The sequence below is a fragment of the Mogibacterium sp. CM50 genome, from assembly GCF_000293155.1.
Classification (GTDB): Bacteria; Bacillota; Clostridia; order Peptostreptococcales; family Anaerovoracaceae; genus Mogibacterium; species Mogibacterium timidum.
This window is the reverse complement of the sequence record NZ_ALNL01000022.1, coordinates 40,915-59,728: the sequence shown is the minus strand read 5'-3', so window position 1 is coordinate 59,728 and position 18,814 is coordinate 40,915. Positions and strand designations below refer to the sequence as shown.

At 45.0% G+C, this 18,814-nt stretch carries 18 protein-coding genes and 1 tRNA gene; 10 read left to right on the top strand and 9 right to left on the bottom strand.

The features are described 5' to 3' along the window. The coding region (locus HMPREF1152_RS03475) for an IS30 family transposase (RefSeq protein WP_009643734.1) at positions 1 to 885 on the bottom strand (885 nt) is incomplete at its 3' end. A gap of 391 nt (positions 886 to 1,276) precedes the next feature. On the opposite strand from HMPREF1152_RS03475, the gene HMPREF1152_RS08950 reads away from it, so the two are divergent. The 3 genes from HMPREF1152_RS08950 (at position 1,277) to HMPREF1152_RS03455 (ending at position 6,020) form a co-directional block, all read left to right on the top strand. After that, positions 1,277 to 4,597, top strand: coding sequence for a GbpC/Spa domain-containing protein (locus HMPREF1152_RS08950; protein ID WP_207634899.1), 3,321 nt, complete (start codon positions 1,277 to 1,279; stop codon positions 4,595 to 4,597). A 251-nt stretch (positions 4,598 to 4,848) separates the two neighbouring features. Next, positions 4,849 to 5,139 (top strand): transposase, encoded by a 291-nt coding sequence (locus HMPREF1152_RS03460; protein WP_009643776.1) that lies wholly within the window; start codon positions 4,849 to 4,851, stop codon positions 5,137 to 5,139. 23 nt (positions 5,140 to 5,162) lie between these two features. Further along, positions 5,163 to 6,020 (top strand): IS3 family transposase, encoded by an 858-nt coding sequence (locus HMPREF1152_RS03455; RefSeq protein ID WP_156791953.1) that lies wholly within the window; start codon positions 5,163 to 5,165, stop codon positions 6,018 to 6,020. Between the two features lie 68 nt (positions 6,021 to 6,088). On the opposite strand, the gene HMPREF1152_RS03450 is transcribed toward HMPREF1152_RS03455, so the two are convergent. After that, complete coding sequence (locus HMPREF1152_RS03450) at positions 6,089 to 7,465, bottom strand: N-acetyltransferase (protein WP_009643766.1); 1,377 nt, start codon at positions 7,463 to 7,465, stop codon at positions 6,089 to 6,091. After that, positions 7,455 to 8,342, bottom strand: coding sequence for a DUF2156 domain-containing protein (locus HMPREF1152_RS03445; protein ID WP_009643773.1), 888 nt, complete (start codon positions 8,340 to 8,342; stop codon positions 7,455 to 7,457). Before HMPREF1152_RS03445 ends, HMPREF1152_RS03450 begins: the two co-directional genes overlap by 11 nt. 219 nt (positions 8,343 to 8,561) lie before the next feature. Between HMPREF1152_RS03445 and HMPREF1152_RS03440 the strand changes: the two genes are divergently transcribed. Both HMPREF1152_RS03440 and HMPREF1152_RS03435 read left to right on the top strand, forming a co-directional pair. After that, positions 8,562 to 8,762 carry a DUF1858 domain-containing protein gene (locus tag HMPREF1152_RS03440; RefSeq protein ID WP_009643732.1) on the top strand — a complete coding sequence of 67 codons (201 nt, stop codon included), beginning with the start codon at positions 8,562 to 8,564 and terminating at the stop codon, positions 8,760 to 8,762. Between the two features lie 108 nt (positions 8,763 to 8,870). Then, entirely contained in the window at positions 8,871 to 9,527 is a 657-nt protein-coding gene (locus HMPREF1152_RS03435; protein ID WP_009643742.1) for a hypothetical protein, read from the top strand. On the opposite strand, the gene HMPREF1152_RS03430 is transcribed toward HMPREF1152_RS03435, so the two are convergent. Together HMPREF1152_RS03430 and HMPREF1152_RS03425 are read right to left on the bottom strand one after the other, a co-directional pair. After that, positions 9,520 to 10,062: a Gx transporter family protein gene (locus HMPREF1152_RS03430; protein ID WP_009643733.1), complete on the bottom strand. Its 543-nt coding sequence runs from the start codon at positions 10,060 to 10,062 to the stop codon at positions 9,520 to 9,522. The two genes, HMPREF1152_RS03435 and HMPREF1152_RS03430, sit on opposite strands and share 8 nt — an antisense overlap. Next, on the bottom strand, positions 10,043 to 10,420 hold the full coding sequence (locus HMPREF1152_RS03425; RefSeq protein WP_009643730.1) for a NusG domain II-containing protein: 378 nt from the start codon (positions 10,418 to 10,420) through the stop codon (positions 10,043 to 10,045). The genes HMPREF1152_RS03430 and HMPREF1152_RS03425 overlap by 20 nt, the downstream gene beginning before the upstream one ends. A 41-nt stretch (positions 10,421 to 10,461) precedes the next feature. Here HMPREF1152_RS03425 and HMPREF1152_RS03420 point away from each other — a divergent pair, with 41 nt between their 5' ends. Then, a complete protein-coding gene (locus tag HMPREF1152_RS03420; protein ID WP_009643777.1) occupies positions 10,462 to 11,505 on the top strand; it encodes an FAD:protein FMN transferase in 1,044 nt (347 codons plus the stop codon). A gap of 75 nt (positions 11,506 to 11,580) precedes the next feature. After that, positions 11,581 to 12,414: a PHP domain-containing protein gene (locus HMPREF1152_RS03415; RefSeq protein ID WP_242822271.1), complete on the top strand. Its 834-nt coding sequence runs from the start codon at positions 11,581 to 11,583 to the stop codon at positions 12,412 to 12,414. Between the two features lie 152 nt (positions 12,415 to 12,566). On the opposite strand, the gene HMPREF1152_RS03410 is transcribed toward HMPREF1152_RS03415, so the two are convergent. After that, entirely contained in the window at positions 12,567 to 13,835 is a 1,269-nt protein-coding gene (locus HMPREF1152_RS03410; RefSeq protein ID WP_009643755.1) for an SLC13 family permease, read from the bottom strand. Between the two features lie 44 nt (positions 13,836 to 13,879). Between HMPREF1152_RS03410 and HMPREF1152_RS09535 the strand changes: the two genes are divergently transcribed. Next, a complete protein-coding gene (locus tag HMPREF1152_RS09535; RefSeq protein ID WP_009643735.1) occupies positions 13,880 to 14,044 on the top strand; it encodes a hypothetical protein in 165 nt (54 codons plus the stop codon). 309 nt (positions 14,045 to 14,353) lie between these two features. Here the strand turns inward: HMPREF1152_RS09535 and HMPREF1152_RS03405 are convergent, their stop codons facing one another. Next, complete coding sequence (locus tag HMPREF1152_RS03405; RefSeq protein ID WP_009643749.1) at positions 14,354 to 15,079, bottom strand: hypothetical protein; 726 nt, start codon at positions 15,077 to 15,079, stop codon at positions 14,354 to 14,356. A 205-nt stretch (positions 15,080 to 15,284) separates the two neighbouring features. Between HMPREF1152_RS03405 and HMPREF1152_RS03400 the strand changes: the two genes are divergently transcribed. Together HMPREF1152_RS03400 and HMPREF1152_RS03395 are read left to right on the top strand one after the other, a co-directional pair. Further along, positions 15,285 to 17,165, top strand: a complete 1,881-nt coding sequence (locus tag HMPREF1152_RS03400; RefSeq protein WP_009643767.1) for an AMP-dependent synthetase/ligase — start codon at positions 15,285 to 15,287, stop codon at positions 17,163 to 17,165. A 30-nt stretch (positions 17,166 to 17,195) separates the two neighbouring features. Beyond that, positions 17,196 to 17,747 carry a hypothetical protein gene (locus tag HMPREF1152_RS03395; protein WP_009643739.1) on the top strand — a complete coding sequence of 184 codons (552 nt, stop codon included), beginning with the start codon at positions 17,196 to 17,198 and terminating at the stop codon, positions 17,745 to 17,747. Here HMPREF1152_RS03395 and HMPREF1152_RS10035 read toward each other — a convergent pair. After that, positions 17,698 to 17,898: a transposase gene (locus HMPREF1152_RS10035; protein WP_083844312.1), complete on the bottom strand. Its 201-nt coding sequence runs from the start codon at positions 17,896 to 17,898 to the stop codon at positions 17,698 to 17,700. The two genes, HMPREF1152_RS03395 and HMPREF1152_RS10035, sit on opposite strands and share 50 nt — an antisense overlap. 407 nt (positions 17,899 to 18,305) lie before the next feature. After that, a tRNA-Lys gene (locus tag HMPREF1152_RS03390) sits at positions 18,306 to 18,381 on the bottom strand. Positions 18,382 to 18,814 lie beyond the last annotated feature (433 nt).

Sequence of the window (18,814 nt, the reverse complement as noted above, 5' to 3'; positions counted from 1 at the left end):
CGCCACATCATTAAGGTCGTAACTCTTAGGAAAATACTCTCTAAGAAGTCCGTTTGTATTTTCATTTGTTCCTCGTTGCCAAGGATGATGTGGCAGTGGAAAATAAAATTTAACTTTTTCGAGTGCCACAGAAATTTCAGCATGTTTTGCAAATTCCATACCTCTATCAGGTGTAATTGAATGACAAGGTTGCCCCGTAAGACAGGAAATCATAGTATCTTTTACAGATACAGAATCTTTCTTCTTTGCTTTAGAACTTATGAGAAAACGACTCTTTCTGTCAACCAGAGTAACAAGGCAACCCCCGCCACTCTTACCAATAACTGTATCGGCTTCCCGGTCTCCTATGCGGGTTCGGTTATTAGCTTCTTGAGGTCTGTCTGAAATATTATTACTGATTGGAATTTTGCCACGTTTTTCAATGTACCCTTTTGTATGTCGTGATTTCCCACGATGACGAAGTTTACGGATGGCACCACGATTACCATTCGAAGCACGCTCCTTGTCAGTGTCAAATTTTCCAGAATATATAGCACGATATATTGTTGTATAACTGACATACAGATCTGATTTCTCCAGTTTTAGCCGACCGCATATTTGTTCAGGTGACCATTTTAATTCCAGAAACTTATCTCTAACATATTTGAATATTTCAGGATTAGAGAACTTGAGTTTAGGTTTGCAGTTGGTACGACGTTCTAAATATTTAGTATGAGCTGCACTTGGTGAATAAGCCCCATTATAGCCATTGCGAGCTATTTCTCTGGAGACTGTAGATTTATCACGATGAATAATCTTAGCTATATAGCTTAATGTTTTATTTTGAGAGTGAAGAAGAAATATCTTTTCTCTCTCAATTGGTGTAAGATGTTTGTAATGACTCATAGTTCCTCCTTGGATATGGGATGTCTTCACAAACACCATTATACCAAGGGTATGGGTCATTATTTAATTGTTGCACTTAGAGTGTAAATTAAAGGGTTCGAATGTTGGACTCAGTTTAGAGCCAACTTTCTAACAACGAATTGTTGAGCATACACTAATTAAGGTAGTATTATATTGCTGTTTATGATATGGTTACAGCGATAGAATTTTATTGTACGCTTTGCTTTCAAGTTTATATAAAGCTATCCATCTATAGTTTGCATTTTTTCAAGCAATTATAAGGCTGTAAACTATAATGACGAGCGGAATAAAAATAGAAGGGAGAACAATTATGAAAGCGAAACTGAGAGCGACAATCCGAAAGTTGTTTACAGTGGGATTATCGTGTTTGATGATGTTTAATACGATGGTCCCGACTATGCAAGCTTTTGGTGCAGATGCCACAAAGGGTATTGAAACCAAAGTGGATCGAACAGAATTGGATAAGTCTGTACAGTCCGCAAAAGACGCCGGAGTACCTGTAAATAAAACTCAGGATATTGATAAAGGCATAGCTAAATCCAAAGCTGAAGTTGATGCCAAGATAAGTGAAATCAAGACGGATTATCAACAACAGATAAAGGAATTGGAGGAAGCTAAGAAAGCAATAGCCAAATGCAAAGAAGAGAAGAAGGCTTATGAGATTGCTAAGAAAAAATATGACGAAGAATTAGCAAAATACAACATTGCCAAGAAAAAGTATGATGAGGAAATGGTCAAGTACAACAAGGCAATGGAAGAGCTTGAAAAAAAGAAAAAAACAGATGGCTATATGGAAGAACCAAATCCACAGACGCTTCTTTTCAAAGCGGAACCAAACGCTAAACCATCGGTTAATACAAAAATTTATAGTAGTACTGATTGGTTAAATGAAGTTGTACGAATGGGTTATCCAGTAGGGAGTGAGATTTATAATATTGCATTAAAGTATGATAGGTACTCAAATGACGAGGGAGCTTTTCGAATTTTCTTAGAAAAAAATAAGACGGTGACGGCTTATTATTCAAATTTGCAAAACTCCTATTTTGAAGGGAAAAAAATTACTAGAGTAGAATATAAGTATACTTTAAGAACACTTACAGCAAGTGGAAAGACTAAAATCCCTGCAATTCTTTATTATGATCCAACCGTTACAATCAACTATTCCGATTTGGGAGCAAATGCCGAAATTGAAATGGAAGTTACTTATTATGGAGAAGATGGTCAGCCGATTGATGTGACTGGAGCGCTGATAAGTTTTGCTTCTTTAAATCGTGACTATGATAATGGTGTGGATAGAAGCGAGTATGTTCGTGATTTTAATGGACAGTACATTCAAATTCACGGATCTTCAATAAGAGATAATGGTAATGGAGTCGCAATATCAAGCACACGATCAAATGAGCATGTTAAAAATGGTTCAAGATTTGAGGTTGTTGCTTGGGATACAAGTAATTCTCCAAATAAATGGTATGGGGCTATTGTAGGAAAAACAGTAGGGAAGACGATTAAAGTCACTTTTGGATCAAGAAACAGAAAAGCAATATGGTTTGCATTTAACTCGGACATCAAAGCAATCGGTGTACCAGTTAAGCCGGTAGAACCTGTAAAACCGACACCGCCTGAGGAACCACAGTGCCCTAATATACAGGCAAGCTATCATTATGATGTGTTGTTCTATCAACCATCTGTTGAAAAGAAAGTAAACGATCAGAATGATGCTGATATAGATAATCATGCGGTCTTGAAAGACTCTATTGTAAAATTCGTTTTGAATGTAGCGTCTTTACCTGCCGGTCATGAGAAAATTGATTCACTTGTGTTTACCGATAAGCTACCGGAAGGATATAAGCTGGATCTAGCGGGAACAAAGCAAGCGAGTCCTAATTATGATGTTGCTTATGATAAAGATGCTAATGAGATCAAATTTAGTGCAAAATCAGATTATCTAAACACGATAAATGCAGATTTGAATGCAGAAGTGAATATCTCTGCACCTGTAATAACTGGAACGGTTACAAAGGAAGGAACAACTTATAAAAACGATTTCAAATTAACTATCAATAATGAGTATTCGGTTAAGTCAAAACCGGTAAAGGTACATACGCCAACCGAGCCAAAGAAAGAAGTATTCAAGGGCGGTACAACAACTAAGATAGATGGTAAGGTAGTACAGCCAGAAGAAGAACTCACATACGAGATCACTTACAAGAACACAACCGGTAAGGACGTAAACGCTACAATCACAGATAAGATACCTGCACACACCAAGTTTGTATCAGCAGAGAATGGCGGAACAGAATCCGGCGGAACTGTTACATGGAATGTTGCTGTACCAAAGGGTGAAAGCAAAACAGTTAAGTTTACCGTAAAGGTAGATAAGGATGTTAACGGAACACCTATAGATAACGTAGCTAGGGTTAATGACGGAACAAATGAGTACAAAACTAATGAGACTCATAACCCAACACCAACCGAGCCAAAGAAAGATGTATTTAAGGGTTCTGATACAACCAGTATCAATGGCAAGCTTGTAAAGGCAGGACAAGAACTGCGTTACGAGATTACCTACAAGAATACTACTGGAACTAAACAGACGGTAACTATCACGGACAAGATTCCAAAGTACACAACATTTGTATCGGCAGATAATTCCGGAGCAGAATCAAATGGCACCATAACATGGGTCAAGGAAGTGGAAAATGGAAAGTCTTTGACAGTAAGCTTTAGGGTGAAAGTAAATGACGACGTAAACGGTAACCCTGTTGACAACATCTCTCATGTAAAGGATGGAGTAAACGAGTCAGATACTAATGAAACTCACAACCCTACCGGCACCGAGCCAAAGAAGGAAGTGTTCAAAGGCGGAACAACAACCAATATTGATGGTAAGCGTGTAGAACCTGAACAGGAACTCACATATGCAATCACCTACAAGAACACAACAGGTAAGGACGTAAACGCTACAATCACGGATAAGATACCTGCACACACTACATTTGTATCAGCAGAGAATGGTGGAACGGAGTCTGGTGGAGTAGTAACTTGGACAGCTAATGTTGAGAAAGGCAAGAGCGTAACAGTTAAGTTCACTGTAAAGGTGGATAAGGACGTTAACGGAAAGCCAATTGATAACGTAGCTAAGGTTAATGACGGAGTAAATGAGTACAAAACAAATGAAACTCATAACCCAACACCAACCGAACCAAGAAAGGAAGTATTCAAGTATGGTACAACAACCAATATTGATGGTAAGAAAGTTGAACCAGGGCAAAAATTGACATATGCAATTACTTATAAGAATACAACCGGATCGGAACGTGATGTAACCATTACAGATAATATACCGACATACACAACATTCGTATCTGCGGATAATGATGGTGTATTTGCTGATGGAAAGGTAACATGGACGAAAAAGGTAGCGGCTGGAAAAACCTATAAGGTAACATTTACCGTACAAGTTAATAAAGATGCTTATGAAGTGATGGTAATTAACAAAGCAACTGTTAGAGACGGATTCAACGATTCAGACACTAACGTTGTTAAGAATCCAACACCTAAGAAAACAGTTCCAGGCATACGTAAGCCTAAAACTGGTGATGATAATAACATCATACCATTCGCAATTCTTCTACTTGCATCTCTTGGAGGTCTTGGAGGTACTGTTACTATCAGGAGAAAAAGACATTAGTGTCTAATGAAGATGATTAATTTTAGATTGATTATCCTTTAGCAAAAGAGGGAATTCGTTAATCGGATTCCCTCTTTTGCGGTTATATTGGTGCTATAACTTTTTCGGTGGTCAAGCGGAAATGACGCTTTGGGATATAATGGACAGTAGAAAAAGAAGAGTGGGAGTAATCGAATTGGAGTAGTATCATTTAAATGCAGTCATTAAATCCACCAATAAGTGATATCATATCAGCAGAGAGGTGGAAGCTTATGAAATACGACAAAGAATTCAAATTGCAAGCTCTTCAGCTATCCGATGAGATCGGTGTGAAGGCGGCTGCTGAACAGCTCGGCCTCAAATATTACACATTAACCGACTGGCGTAAGCTACGTAAGGAGCGCGGTGAGCAAGCTTTCGTTGGGAGCGGATACAGCGCGCCGCCTCTTTCCGACAAGGATCGCCGGATCAGGGAACTGGAAGCTCAGCTTCGTGAAACAGAACGAGCCAATGAAATTCTAAAAGAGGCTTTAGGTTTTTTCGCAAAAGGCCGGAAGAAGTAAGGGCACGTGAACGGTTCGGTTTCATCTATGAACATCGTAACAGATGGTTCATAAACATCATGTGTGACATACTAGAGGTAAGCGAGACCGGTTATTACAGATATGTAAGGAGTCTCGATAACCCCGGTAAGAAGGATGAGGTTCTTTCGGCTACTATGAGGGAAGTTATTAACGAATCCCCATTTAACGATAATTACGGTATTGAGCGAATGATCCTCGCATTAGCTCAGCGAGGTATCAAAGTCGGCAAACGCAGGGCAACACGCATAATGCGTGAAAACGGCTGGTTACATGAACGAAGGCGCAGACCTTTTGGTCTAACGAAAGCAACTACGGAGATTCAGGAGCAAGAGAATCTGATAAAACAGAACTTCCATTCCAATGAACCATATCAGAAGTTGCTAACGGATATATCTCAAGTAGTTTGCTGCGATGGCAAATTATACATATCCCCAATAATGGATTGTTTCAACGGCGAAATACTTTCATTGTTAATGCGTGACAATATGCGAAGAGAACTGTGCATTGACACCTTTAAGGCGGCTGCGAACAGGTTCCCTATTGCAGGAGCTACCCTGCACAGCGATCGCGGCAGCCAGTATACCAGTGAAGATTTCAAATCGGCGCTTGCCTGTCACAATGTAAGTCAAAGCCTTAGCGGAGTAGGTCACTGCTATGACAATGCTCGCATGGAAAGCTTCTTTGCCACCCTTAAGAAGGAGCTCCTATACAGGATGAAGAAGGAGCAAGTGAAAAAGATCATCTTCAGATATGTCTTTGCCTATTACAACCGGATTAGAATATATACTTCAAATCCGGAGGGTCTTCCTCCGGCAGCATACCGGAGGAAGATGGAGGAAGACCAGTTACTGGCTGCCTAGAATAATTTTGTGGGTTTACTGACTGCACTATAATTGACAATTCCAAATTTAGATAGCCTATTAAGCTCCTAGCCGAATGTAAATCCCATATAAGGCAGATACTCACCTTGTTCTCCCCCGTATATCTCCGTCAGATCATCGTCGTCGGCAGCAAGCAGACCCAACGCAGCAGTCGATTTGCTGCCGGCTATGCCGGGCATCATGTATTCACAGCTATGCTTGCCGGATCTGGCAGCGAGCGCCTTCGCAATTGCAGTGCCAAGCTCCTTGTCGCCTCCGACTTCACTAAAGGTAAGGAGCTCGGACGCAGCGAGAGAGCCCGGCACCTCGCCGGTCTCACACGCTGCGATCGCAAGGGGCAGCGCATCCCCTGTATCGAGTCCGACATCAGCCGATGAAGCTCGGTTCACACTCGTAGCAGCTTCATCCCGCGCAGCTCGGTTCACAGCAAATCCGACCTCATTCCGCGCAGCCCCTTGCGCCCCATCCGCAGCAGCCTCGGCTGCTGTAGCCACATGCGCAGTGTGCGCAGCCTCGGCGCGCGCAGTCCGCTGCGCCCCATCTGCTGATCCTGCGCATCTGACAGCGCTGACAAGCAGTAGGCCGGCACAGCCCGCACCGGCGGCAGAGCCGGCCACGAATCGAAGCGCGCCCTCTGACAATTTGATGTGGGCGCGCTCCGCTAGAATCGCTTCCCGGTAGCAGTTGTATTTTTCGGGGGTAATATTCTCGAATTTTATTATCCAGTCGTCAGAAACCGGGAGAATATTACCATCTGTATCATCACTATTCGCCTCAGCACAGCTCACAGTCAGGGTATCGGACTCAGCGCAGCTCGCAACCGCACAGCTCGCAGTCAGGGTATCGGACTCAGCACAACCCGCAGCCGCACAGCTCGCAGTCAGGGTATCGGACTCAGCGCAGCTCGCAACCGCACTGCTTGCAGCCAGTATATCCCTAATTTCGCATTGCGCAGCGGCAAGATCTGCGGCTACGACGCCTTGCTCTGCGTACATGAATTCTCTGTAGCCGAGCGGAGCATAAAAATCTATCAGACTCGGCTCAGCAGGTGAGAGCATCGACAGCTTGCGGCTGCTCTCGGCCAATTCTCTGGCATATACTGTAATATGAGAGCCGTAGCCCTTACCGCGTGCGATTTTATCAGTGCAGATGGCATAGCTGATCTCGATCTGTTTGCCGTCTAGGGAAGACTGCTTCCAGGCGGGAACTACGAGCTGTCCCATATTGAACTGGGTGAGCGCTGCTTGCAGGACTTCCTTGTCATCAAGTGATTCGATGATTACAAGATCCAGATAGTCATCTTGGAAGCAGCTGTCAAAAAAGTCTATAAATTCCTTGTCGTCCCCAAATACTTTTCTGCGCAGATCGATGAACTCGCTGTCGTCGTGGGCTTCTCTGGGTCTGATGATATATTTATTTTTCATAAGCTGTATACTTCATGAGCAATATGTCAGGATGATAGCTCTCCTTGGCCTTGCGGAGACCTTCAATGCCCATGTCCTCCTCGCGGTTGATGTATTCCACGTCAGGGAACCTCTCGGAGATTGCCCTGGCAAATTCACGGTTGACCATAGTATAGCCGCCCTCGACTCCGGGGAGAGCCTTCTCAAAATGGACGTCCATCGTGAGAGGATCGAGCTGCGTTGCTGCTGTAAAAGCAACGGGCTCGCCCTTCTGGTATAGTAGTCCCCCAAAAAATCCGAGTGCCTCGTAGTGCTCGAACATCTGATCTATAGCGTCGGCCTCCCTGACCAGATCCGAGTCGCCTTTCTCCTTGTAGAACTCTGTCACAAAAGCCTTGGCAATTTGTATATCCTTGCCTCCTTCGATAAGCTTGAACTCCCATTCGCCGTTTCTCTCGAAATGCCTGATATGATTGCGCTTGGACGAAAGCTTGCGGCCACGCAGATCGCGGAGCTTCTCGACTGTGTAGATATAATCGGCATCTTCGCGGTTCTCTTCTATGTTGAACTGATCCCCGTAGATTGGTTCAAATTCCTCCATTGTCTTAGGTGTGAGTCCGCGCATCACCAGCCTCTGTCCGCGAGAGTGTGCGTCGGTGCGCAGCTCTTCGATTATCGGCTTCACGTCACCGCTGCCTTTAGGATATGCAAATATATATCCGTACTTCGGCATTCTTATGACCATACGCTCTCCCACGAACGCAATTTCAGGCTCATATGCGCGCCTCCAAATGTATAGATTTGCAAAGCTGTAGTCAGCGCCGTGACATCCGCTTGAGCAAATGACGGTCTTGACAAAGTCTTGATCTTCCAGTTTGACAGGTCTGAATTCTAACATTAGCATCTCCCTTGTGCATCCTTTTTATTGCATTGTGCGATTAGATTTTACAAAATTGACAATTCATTATAGCACTAAATTTCAATATGTAAAGTGAATTCACAGTGAATTAGTAGGAATTTAAAAATGTACGTAAGAGCTATTGATTTTATAAAGCCAAAAATGTTAATGTTGCAGTAGACATTTAGAAATGACATTCGGAAAGGGGATGAAATATATATGGCTACTATCAACAAGGATATGATTATCGGAGACGTTATCAACGAGAACCCTGATCTGATTCAGACATTTTTCCAGCACGGAATGATGTGCATCGGATGCCCGGCTTCTCAGGGCGAGTCAATAGGCCAGGCAGCTGCAGTTCACGGAATCGACGCCGATCAGCTGGTGAATGCGCTCAATGCAGCATTAGAGGCATAGGACATATTCCGATTGGAATTTAGGACTTCGATACGACGCAGGGCATGATTGCCCTGCTTTTACTTTTATAGATTGCTGACAGATAATTGCGGATGGGGATTATAGGGTATGAAGAGTGAATTAAATCATCATTACATAGGGAATTCATATGGCGGCAACCAGGATTGGTTCCGAACCTACTGGATGCGGCTCGGTGGCTGCGGTGCGGAGACAGCGTGCGAGAGCAGCATTTATTTTGCGCGTGAATTTGGCATGACCGAGCTATATCCCTTCGATTGCAAGGAGATAAACAGGAAGGAGTACGTGGATTTTGCTCACATCATGGAGCCATATCTAAGCCCAAGACTGACGGGCATCAACAAGCTATCCATATATGTAGACGGTTACAGCAGATACCTGCGTGATGCCGGGGAAGAGCGGATAGCGGTGGATGCTTTTGGAGGCGATAACTCCTACAAGGTGGCTGCGGAAAAGGTCAAGCGGCAGATAGACGCGGGACTTCCCATACCGTTCCTGACTCTCAGGCATAAGGACAAGCGATATGAGGAGTATGTGTGGCACTGGTATCTCGTCAACGGATACGAGGAGACACTTGAGGGACTTAAGGTAAAAGCTGTCACTTACAGCGAGTACAAGTGGCTCGACCTGCGCGGTCTGTGGAATACGGGCAGCAAGCCGACTGGCGGCATGATTATATATAAGGTATTAGGACAACAGAGTATAGGACATAACCACGGAAATACAATAGCGAATGCTATTATATAAGCTTCACACGTCTTATCACCATCTCCGACGCAATACCTATAGCAATTCCCGCGACGGTCCCCGATATCATCAGCACCGGCAGATAGTAGAAGATCCTTATATCGTGAATCAGGATAGCTGCTATCATCAGCTGCCCCATGTTGTGCAGGAAGCCTCCGGCCATGCTGACACCGGTGACGCTGAAGATGTCGGTTTTCTTGAGCAGGATCATTCCGATAAGGCTGATTGTCGCACCTGCGAGTGAGTACAGCATGCCAAAAACTCCCGTGAAGAGCAGACCTGCAACTACAACACGAATGGAATTTAACAGAAGCGCATGCTTGGCAGACAGCTTGTAGAGAGCAACCACTGCAACCAAGTTAGCTATCCCTAATTTGATGCCCGGAATCCCCGGTGTATATGGTATAATAGCTTCGACATACGATAGAATTAGCGCTAGAGATGCAAGCAGCGCAACGGTTGCGACACTTTTGCTGCGGCCGCGCGGTGTGCCGAGCTGTGAACCCTTTGAGCGTTTAGCTCGAGACCGAGTCATACCTGTTCGCCCCCTTTCCGCTGATTGCAACGACCACCTTGTTAGGCAGGCAGATGATGCTCTCGCCGGTTTTGCTGATCGATTTATGCTTGACGCATACCTGATTGTTGCACGACGCTTCGGCCATCGTCACGGAACCGTGTTTTATTTTGACTATGTTGAGCTTATTGCCTCGCTTGATAGCGATTGTTCTATCCTCGGACAGCTTGTACACACCGTACTCTCTGCCGTCTACTGTCACATTCACCTTGTCACCCGAATGGCTTGTCATGCTGAGCCATACTGATGAGGCGATACCACACGATATGAGGATGATGAAGAGGACAATATCAGCTTTTCTTACAAATCCTTTGATCATTATATGTTATTCCCCGTCACCCCACGATATGAGGTACTACATTGATAAGAATTAAAAGACAAACCATAAAACTTTCATTATTATTCATAATAATCGCAACGGTAATTATAACACAGACCGCATGCCATAACACCAAGGATGTTGAGCCGATTTCAAAGGAGGGCTTCTATCTGGATACTGTCTGCAAGCTATCTGTATACGATATGAAGGGCGGACTGGATGCGGATCGCGCCAACAAGGCTATTGACAAGGCTTACAACCGCTGCCGCGAGCTTGAGAACACGCTCAGCAACACCATCGATTCCAGTGAGGTCAGCCGGATCAACAGTGCCGGCGGAAACTGGGTTACTGTAGGGAAGGATACCCTGAAGGTCGTAAAGGCAGGTGTCAAATACGGCGAGCTGTCCGACGGCGACTTCGATATCACCATCGGCTCCGTATCGGGTCTGTGGAATTTTCAGGCGGAAAATCCGCAGGTTCCCGATTCTTCCAAAATTTCCGAGGCACTGAAGCATGTCAACTACAAGAACGTGCAGTTTGACGGCAACAAGATCAGATTGGCTGACCCGCAGGCCAAGCTTGATCTGGGAGGAATCGCCAAGGGTTATGTTGCAGACGAGATAACCAAGGTGCTGGAGCAGGAGGGTGTAACCTCGGCGGTGATCAACCTCGGCGGCAATATTGTGACTATTGGAGGTAAGCCGGACGGCAGCGATTTCGTTATAGGCATCGAGAAGCCTTTTACAGACAGGACAGAGATAATCGGTACAACAAAGGCCGAAGATCAGACGGTCGTAACCTCGGGAATCTACGAGAGGCAGTTCAAGCAGGACGGCAAGATCTATCATCACGTGCTGAGCAGCAGGACTGGCTATCCGGCAGAGACTAAACTTGAAGCAGTCAGCCTGGTAGCAAAGAAAGGTCGTTCGATGGATGTCGATGCTATGAGCACAATCTGTCTTATGAAGGGTGTCGACGGCGGCAAGGCCTTCATCAAGAAGCAGAAGGGTGTCGAAGCTGTATTTAGCGCCGAGGGCAAGGAAGTGGCCAAGACTAAAGGCATGAAGTTTGAACCGGAGAAGTAGCTGTCCTGCAGTTTAAGCAAAGTTTGAGTTGAAAGGTTGGTGTAGGCATTGAAGGAGGATCAACTGTTGGTCGATATGCATCTGCACACCAACGCATCCGACGGATCTTACAGTCCGGAGGAGGTCGTGCGCAGAGTGCAGGCGTCGGGGGTGAGAGTATTCTCGCTTACCGATCACGACACGGTAGCCGGGGCGACTCGAGTGGCAGACATGATTCCGAAGGGGATGGAATTTTACAGAGGGATAGAATTCTCTTGCAAATCCGGCACTATCAAATGCCATATCCTCGGATACTCGTACGATGAGACACATCCGGCCTTCGTAGAGGCTCTCACGGAAGCCGAAGCCAAGCGTGAGGCTAAGCTGGCTATCAGGATAGAGCACCTCAAGGAGGTGAATGGTATAGAGTTGACCGCCAATGAGATAGGTGAGCTGGAAGCGATTCCGGCTGCCGGCAAGCCGCATATCGCCAACATTCTGATGAGGCGAGGTATCCCGGGAACCAGAACTGAGGTTATAAACAGGTATCTGGAATTTGGAGTTGACAACAGGATCCCCGCAGCGCAGGCGATACGGGCTATCCGAAGGTCCGGGGGAATTGCCGTCTGGGCACATCCGCTGGGTGGTGAGAACGAGAAGCACATGGGCAGAGCCGAACTCGAGAGTAGACTGGATATCCTGCAGACCCTCGGAATTCAGGGTCTCGAATGCTACTATTCCAGATATGACGAGGCGGAGATATCCATGCTGATCGAGATGGCTCGAGAGAGAGGCTTGCTCGTCAGCGGAGGCAGCGACTTTCACGGAAAGAATAAGAATGTGTCGATCGGTGAGCTCAATACCGCCGGAAAGCCGGTTTACGATTCGGATTTGAGTCTGATAGAGGTGCTCAGGAAGCTTGGTAAATAGCAAGTTAAATAAAGCCTGCTCTTAATGACTGCTATGCGGAAGATTGATATTGCTGCGGCAAGTCGGAGCAGGGGCAGCATCGTTTAGATGCAGTCGTTAAATTCACAAAAAGAGGATATAGACTCACCTTTGGTGAATATTTATATGTCTGCCTAGCTGTATACGAACCAGATAAATACATATCCGACTGTAGCAGCCGTCAGCGTAAACGGAACACCGATCTTCATGAAGTCGGCAAAGGTTACTATCTCGCCGTTCTTGCGGAGAATCCCCACCGCAGTGATATTTGCAGATGCTCCGACCGGAGTGAGGTTGCCGCCCAGCGTTGCTCCGCAGAGCAACCCGAAATACAGCATTGTCGGGTCGATACCCAACGAAGCGGTTACACCCTGCAAGACAGGGAGCATGGTTGCAACGTATGGGATATTGTCGACAAATGCCGAGATGAGTATTGAACCCCAGACGATAATAGTGTATAGGAGAAACATATTGTTCCCACCTGTGCGCACGATAAGATTTGAAATGTCTCTTATCACACCTGCTTCGGTAAGCCCGGCAATTATGATAAACAGTCCGAACAACAGGAGCAGTGTCTCTATATCCGCGCCGTTCAAAGCTGCGATTGTACGGTCTCCATCTCTTGTTCTCGCATAGTCGATAATGATGGAAACGACTGCAAACGTCATGCAGATGGCGCCGTTCGTCATATCCGGCTTGTTAGGAAAGAATGACACGAATATCAGTGTTGCTATCAATCCGATCAACATGTAGGTTGGAACTATATTCTTGATCTCAGTAAATTCTTTAGCCTCAACAGGTTGTTTGCTTTTTCTAAATAACACCATCATAACAGGTACTGTCGCAAGAGCTCCCAATTCAACGGCAAAGAACATCCCCGGTTTTCCGTGGAATATGAAGAAGGATGAGAAATCCATCTTTGCATAAGAAGCGAGCATCATTGAAGTCGTATCTCCAACGAGTGTTGCCGCCCCCTGCAGATTTGAAGAAACTGCGATCGATAGAGTCATCGGAACCGGAGATACATTGAGCTTGCGGCAGATGGCGAGTCCTACAGGCGCAACCATTAGAACCGTTGCAACATTGTCAACAAATGCGGAAATAAATCCGGAGAAAAGGGACATGAAGATGATGACCATCATCATGTTTTTTGACCTGTCCAGAAGTATGTCGGCAAGCTTGTTCGGCATCTTTGAATCGATGAAATAATGCACGAGAATCATCGTGCCGGATATCATCAGCAGGATATTCCAGTTCACAGATTGAATCGCAGTGCTCAGTGACATTACACCGGCTATTAAAAAAACCGCTGCTGAAATCAACGCGGCATGCACGCGGAATTTCTGGAAGAAGATCATCACAACGTACATGAGTATAAACATCACAATTACTAAAATTTTCATAGGTTGGATTTTATCATAAAAGAATCTGAAAAGGGGCAGTGTGAATGAAAATTTACAATATTCCGAGCACAACAATGAAGAATGATTGCGCTATTCACCTACCGAAGAAACAGCCTTCCCCGCCGGGAATCTGTTTTGAAGAACGCCCGGCAGGAAAAACCTATAATATAAATAAGCTTGTTTTAGGCAGACCTTATGAATCTGACTAAACTGCTGTATTATTGAAGAGTGGGCAGAAACCGAAAAAGCGGTTCTTGCCCATCCGTAATTTTTAACAAATCCTATATCAGCGCTTATAGTTTGCACAAAACATGTACAGTCTCTTATTTTAACAAAAACTCCTGCTGCTGTAAGCGGCACACAAGCCGGTGGTAAGCACGTACAGCTTCTTATTTTAACAAAAACCCGCATCAGCTATATAAATCTATAGTATAGAGGTTTATCGTTTGACATCCATTCGGCGCTAGGATCATGGGAGCCTTTGCTTGTGCAAATGCCAACATTAAAGCCCTAAAATCTTACCAATTTGTCGCGATGTCTATCTGAGTTGGATGACTCGCTGCAAAACCTCCTGTATCACAGACGATTCCGGTTCCAAGTGATGTAGCAACCAGAGAACCCTTAGGGTGTTTATTATAGTTAGCAGCAACCATTACATATTTGCCGAGCATCTTAGCTCCATCTGCTCTGACCCAGTAGTCTGAGGACGAATACCCGTATCTGCTCATAGCAGCAACCACTCTCGACATGTTGAGGTTGTAGTAAGTCTCCTTGCCCGAAGGTCCATTGTTGGTGCCTCTGGACTTGCTGAGAATGCTTCCGTTGTAAGTGTAAGTAACAGAGCCGTCACGGCTTGAACCACCTGCTTTAGCCTCTTCTGCAACCTTTTTCCTGGATTCTTCCTTCTTCTGTTCTTCGGCTTCCTTGATCTTGCTGTTTCCGGTTGCAACCAAAGGAGCTGAATACGTGCTGGCGGTCGCATGATCAGCGACCCTATCTGCTGCTGCATCTGCTATGTTAGGAAGAGATACGGAAGCAGCATCGACAGCAACTTCGATCTCAGTGCAATCTGGAATGTCGGATTCCTGCTTGTGCTGAGCAGTTATCTTAGCGGGGATGCCGGTACGAGTAGAATCAGATTGAGTAGCAGCTGCAACATACTTGCTCGTAGATACTACGAAAATGAGTAGTAAGCATATGAGTGACACGATGTGTGCAGTCGTTCTAATCTTAGTATAATTCATACAGTCTCCTTACGTTCAGAATAACTTACAGAGCTGATTGTACCAAACACGTCTAAATTGAATCTAAAGTCTGTGTGAAAATTCCGCACACAAAGCGATGCGAAAGTTTCGTACAAAGAACGTGCGCCTTATTTTTATATAAAATTTGTGATATCATATAGGACGAAACTCTGAAAATAGGGGAAACGAGCAGGGGGAGCTTGCCATGAATGAGAACAATAGTGTGATTGAAGCCGGAGCTGCAGCAGAATCCGTGTCAAAGCCGTTTGGGGCAAATGACTTCATTGAACGAAGGGGCTCGGAATGCGGTCGTTATTGGTACAAGGATATCAGAGAGATGACTACGCTCAAGGATCTGCTGAATGGTAGCGTAGAGCGATACAGTGAGAGAGCGGCCTTTTGGGTCAAAGCCGAGAGAGGTGGAGAATATCTGCCCATCTCGTATGAACTGCTGGCTCACGACGTTGAAGCACTTGGAACTATGTTGCTGCAGTTAGTCGATGACGAACGCCGCGTTGCGGTTATCGGCGAGGGCAGCTATGAGTGGATTGCTTCATATCTGGCAACCATGAATTCGGGAATGGTTGTCGTACCGATCGATAAGGATCTCAGCGGAGATGAGATCAAGAATCTGCTGGATGCTGCAAACTGCCATACGGTTGTGTGCTCGGCAGAATGCGCTTTCAAGCTGTCAAATATCATCACAATCGAGAACCTGATAGTCACCGAGTTCTACGGGGATAGAACGTCTCTCGACGCGAAGCCGGAATCGCTGCTCAAGGATACAAGTGCATTTGAAAGAATCGGTAGAAGGTTATACCGCTGGAGAGATTTGTTAATGCAGGGCGAAGCTGAGCTGAAGAAGGGTAACACTGCATTCACGGATGCAGAGCTTAATCCTGACGACATGGCGGTAATCCTGTTTACATCGGGAACGACCGGCACCCCTAAAGGTGTGGTGCTCAGCCACCGAAATATCACGGTCAACATCATGGACGTGTGCCGTATCGCCAACATCCATCCGTGGGACAAGACGCTGTCAATCCTGCCTATCCATCATACGTACGAATGTACACTGGGAATGCTGCTGGTACTCTACCGCGGAGCCAGCACAGCGTTCTGCGAGGGCATGAAATATATAGTTAAGAACATGCACGAGGCGCAGAATACCGTAGTCATCGTAGTACCGAGGGTGCTGGAGATGATTCACGGTCGCATCATGAAGACTATCAAAAAGTCCGGTAAGGAGAAGACGTTCAGGAGAGCCGTTAAGGCTAGCCGCAATGCACGCAGGTTCGGTATCAACGTCAGCAGGACAGTATTCAAGCAGATTATCAACGAGCTCGGCGGCAAGCTGCGCATAGTTATCACGGGAGCTGCAGCACTGGCACCTGATATTTGCAGGGATTTTGAAGACTTCGGTATCATCGTGCTTCAGGGCTACGGTATGACGGAATGCACGCCGCTGATCACAGGCACTCCGCAGAGCTCTGCTAAGACCAGGTACGATAAGTCAGGCTCGGTTGGAGTTCCGGTCGAGACAGGTATCGTGCGCATCATCAACCCGGACGCCAAAGGTGTCGGAGAGATCATCTACAAGGGGCCAAATGTCATGCTTGGTTACTACAACCTTCCCGAGGAGACTTCGGCAGTGCTTGAGGACGGCTGGCTGAGAACCGGGGACGTCGGATATTTTGATAAGGATGGTTGGCTGTTCCTGACAGGACGCGCCAAGAACGTAATCGTCACAAAGGCCGGGGAGAACATTTATCCGGAGGAAATCGAGGATTATATCAACAGACATCCTTATATCTCCGATTCGATGGTTTTTGCGTCCGGCAAAGCCGAGGACGTGGTTGCAGTGCAGCTGCTGCCTGACAAGGATGAGATAAAGTACGAGCTCGGTAGCGTTCCGGCGGACGGTGAGCTGGAGACATTGCTCAAGGGCGTGATCACTGAGCTGAATATGGGACTCGCCCCATTCAAGCGTATACGCGAGGTCTACGTGCGCAAGGAGGACTTCGTCAGGACGACTACGCGCAAGATAAAGCGACAGGACAACAAGCTGGAGAATTTGAAATTGTAGTAGAAGGATGATATTAGTGGATAAAACAAAATGAAGAAGTTTGAATTTGTAGCCGGGACATCAAAGGATGATATTGTTATGGGGTTATGCTTGCCGGTAAGTATTTTGCTTCCCGCGCTGACAACTTATTTGATAATATTTTATTCAGAAATGTATGCTTCTTTCAGAAGCGCACCGCTACTCTTTAGATCTTTTGTATTTGTGCCGGCACTGTATCTGACATATTTTTTGATTAAGAAAGCTCGGAAAAATGCAGCAAATAAATTTGTTGTGAATTTAGACGAGCTCAGTATAAGAATTTGGAAAAATGAAAAGGAAGTTGTGTCGGGTAAAATCCTGTCCTGTAAAATAAAAGCTTCAAACGATAAGCTGGTCCATGTAGATATAGGAACTGAAGAAGATAATATATCATTTAGAGCCAGGCCAAAAGAATACAGAACTATTACAGGGAATACGTCGTTCAACCCTTTCGGAACAGGTACGGTATCCGATATGGAAACGGTATTGGCTTTGGGTGTAAAAATAAAAAATACTATTGAGAAACAAGTGTTAGATGATAATGCATATGTGGCAAAAAATTAAAAAATAGAAGGCCATTCGGCAAAAGGAGCTTAGCTGCAAGAGCATGATTAATCATTCGTATGACATGAAAACTGTCAACGCAAATCACTGCTTTAGGAAAATACTCAGAGACAATATCTCTATAAAGTATTCCACATATCAATACTAACATACTTAACTGACAATCTTGTGCATTTATGAACTAATGAGAAAAATCGTAGATTATGCTGGAGTAGTTACTACATCGAGGGCAAACAGCAGGTTTAACTTGTAATGTAATAGTTACAAAACTCTCATTACCGCACGATATAATATCCAGTTGTTCAATATATGCTGTTCCAGGTTAAACATATTTATGATAAGTTTTTTCGTATATTTATTAAGTTCCTTTCATGCTTTCTCGATTCCCCAAAAATGATAGCATGGCAAAGGGAAAAAGCACCGCACTTACACCACAAAAGCTGACATAGGCACGGTGTATTTTAGACCCCAATCTGCGGAATAGCTACCCCTTAAACCACAAAGAAAGGTATAGACCCAGAAAAACACCGCAACTCATTGGAATTGCGGTGTTTTGCGTGGTGCGTGATCAGGGGTTCGAACCCTGGACACCCTGATTAAGAGTCAGGTGCTCTGCCAGCTGAGCTAATCACACATATTAATTTGTCTGCCTGACAGCTTATGTATTCTAGCATCGATTTAATATCTCGTCAAGCATAATAATGGGATTTTTTGAAAAAAGTATCCGCCTGTATCCGCCGGCAACAATAAAGATTGCTAAGAACTACCGGCGTTGATCCAAGATCATGATCGAGCCGGTGCGCTATTATACAGCTATATAAATGAATTGGCGGAGACAGTCAATAAAGCGTGGGAGCAGCACCATCGCCGCGGTGCAATTAAATAGCCTCGGAATCGAAACACAAAAGGATAGTGCAAAATCAGGATAATTTACCGATAATTAACTCATATAGTGCGCAAATTCCACTAATTGCAAGCGAAATCTTGATATTAATATTTCCTTGATGTATAATTTCCAATGAATCTTTATAGAAGATTAACAACCGGGCATGCTGGATGGTATATCA

What these genes read in the sequence shown, in the direction of transcription:
- HMPREF1152_RS10035 (WP_083844312.1), bottom strand. Translation starts at nt 17,898, where the DNA reads ATGTTAGTATTGATATGTGGAATACTTTATAGAGATATTGTCTCTGAG.
- HMPREF1152_RS03430 (WP_009643733.1), bottom strand. Translation starts at nt 10,062, where the DNA reads ATGACTCGGTCTCGAGCTAAACGCTCAAAGGGTTCACAGCTCGGCACA.
- HMPREF1152_RS03410 (WP_009643755.1), bottom strand. Translation starts at nt 13,835, where the DNA reads ATGAAAATTTTAGTAATTGTGATGTTTATACTCATGTACGTTGTGATG.
- HMPREF1152_RS08950 (WP_207634899.1), top strand. Translation starts at nt 1,277, where the DNA reads ATGATGTTTAATACGATGGTCCCGACTATGCAAGCTTTTGGTGCAGAT.
- HMPREF1152_RS03415 (WP_242822271.1), top strand. Translation starts at nt 11,581, where the DNA reads ATGCATCTGCACACCAACGCATCCGACGGATCTTACAGTCCGGAGGAG.
- HMPREF1152_RS03395 (WP_009643739.1), top strand. Translation starts at nt 17,196, where the DNA reads ATGAAGAAGTTTGAATTTGTAGCCGGGACATCAAAGGATGATATTGTT.
- HMPREF1152_RS03400 (WP_009643767.1), top strand. Translation starts at nt 15,285, where the DNA reads ATGAATGAGAACAATAGTGTGATTGAAGCCGGAGCTGCAGCAGAATCC.
- HMPREF1152_RS09535 (WP_009643735.1), top strand. Translation starts at nt 13,880, where the DNA reads ATGAAAATTTACAATATTCCGAGCACAACAATGAAGAATGATTGCGCT.
- HMPREF1152_RS03445 (WP_009643773.1), bottom strand. Translation starts at nt 8,342, where the DNA reads ATGTTAGAATTCAGACCTGTCAAACTGGAAGATCAAGACTTTGTCAAG.
- HMPREF1152_RS03460 (WP_009643776.1), top strand. Translation starts at nt 4,849, where the DNA reads ATGAAATACGACAAAGAATTCAAATTGCAAGCTCTTCAGCTATCCGAT.
- HMPREF1152_RS03425 (WP_009643730.1), bottom strand. Translation starts at nt 10,420, where the DNA reads ATGATCAAAGGATTTGTAAGAAAAGCTGATATTGTCCTCTTCATCATC.
- HMPREF1152_RS03440 (WP_009643732.1), top strand. Translation starts at nt 8,562, where the DNA reads ATGGCTACTATCAACAAGGATATGATTATCGGAGACGTTATCAACGAG.
- HMPREF1152_RS03435 (WP_009643742.1), top strand. Translation starts at nt 8,871, where the DNA reads ATGAAGAGTGAATTAAATCATCATTACATAGGGAATTCATATGGCGGC.
- HMPREF1152_RS03450 (WP_009643766.1), bottom strand. Translation starts at nt 7,465, where the DNA reads ATGAAAAATAAATATATCATCAGACCCAGAGAAGCCCACGACGACAGC.
- HMPREF1152_RS03405 (WP_009643749.1), bottom strand. Translation starts at nt 15,079, where the DNA reads ATGAATTATACTAAGATTAGAACGACTGCACACATCGTGTCACTCATA.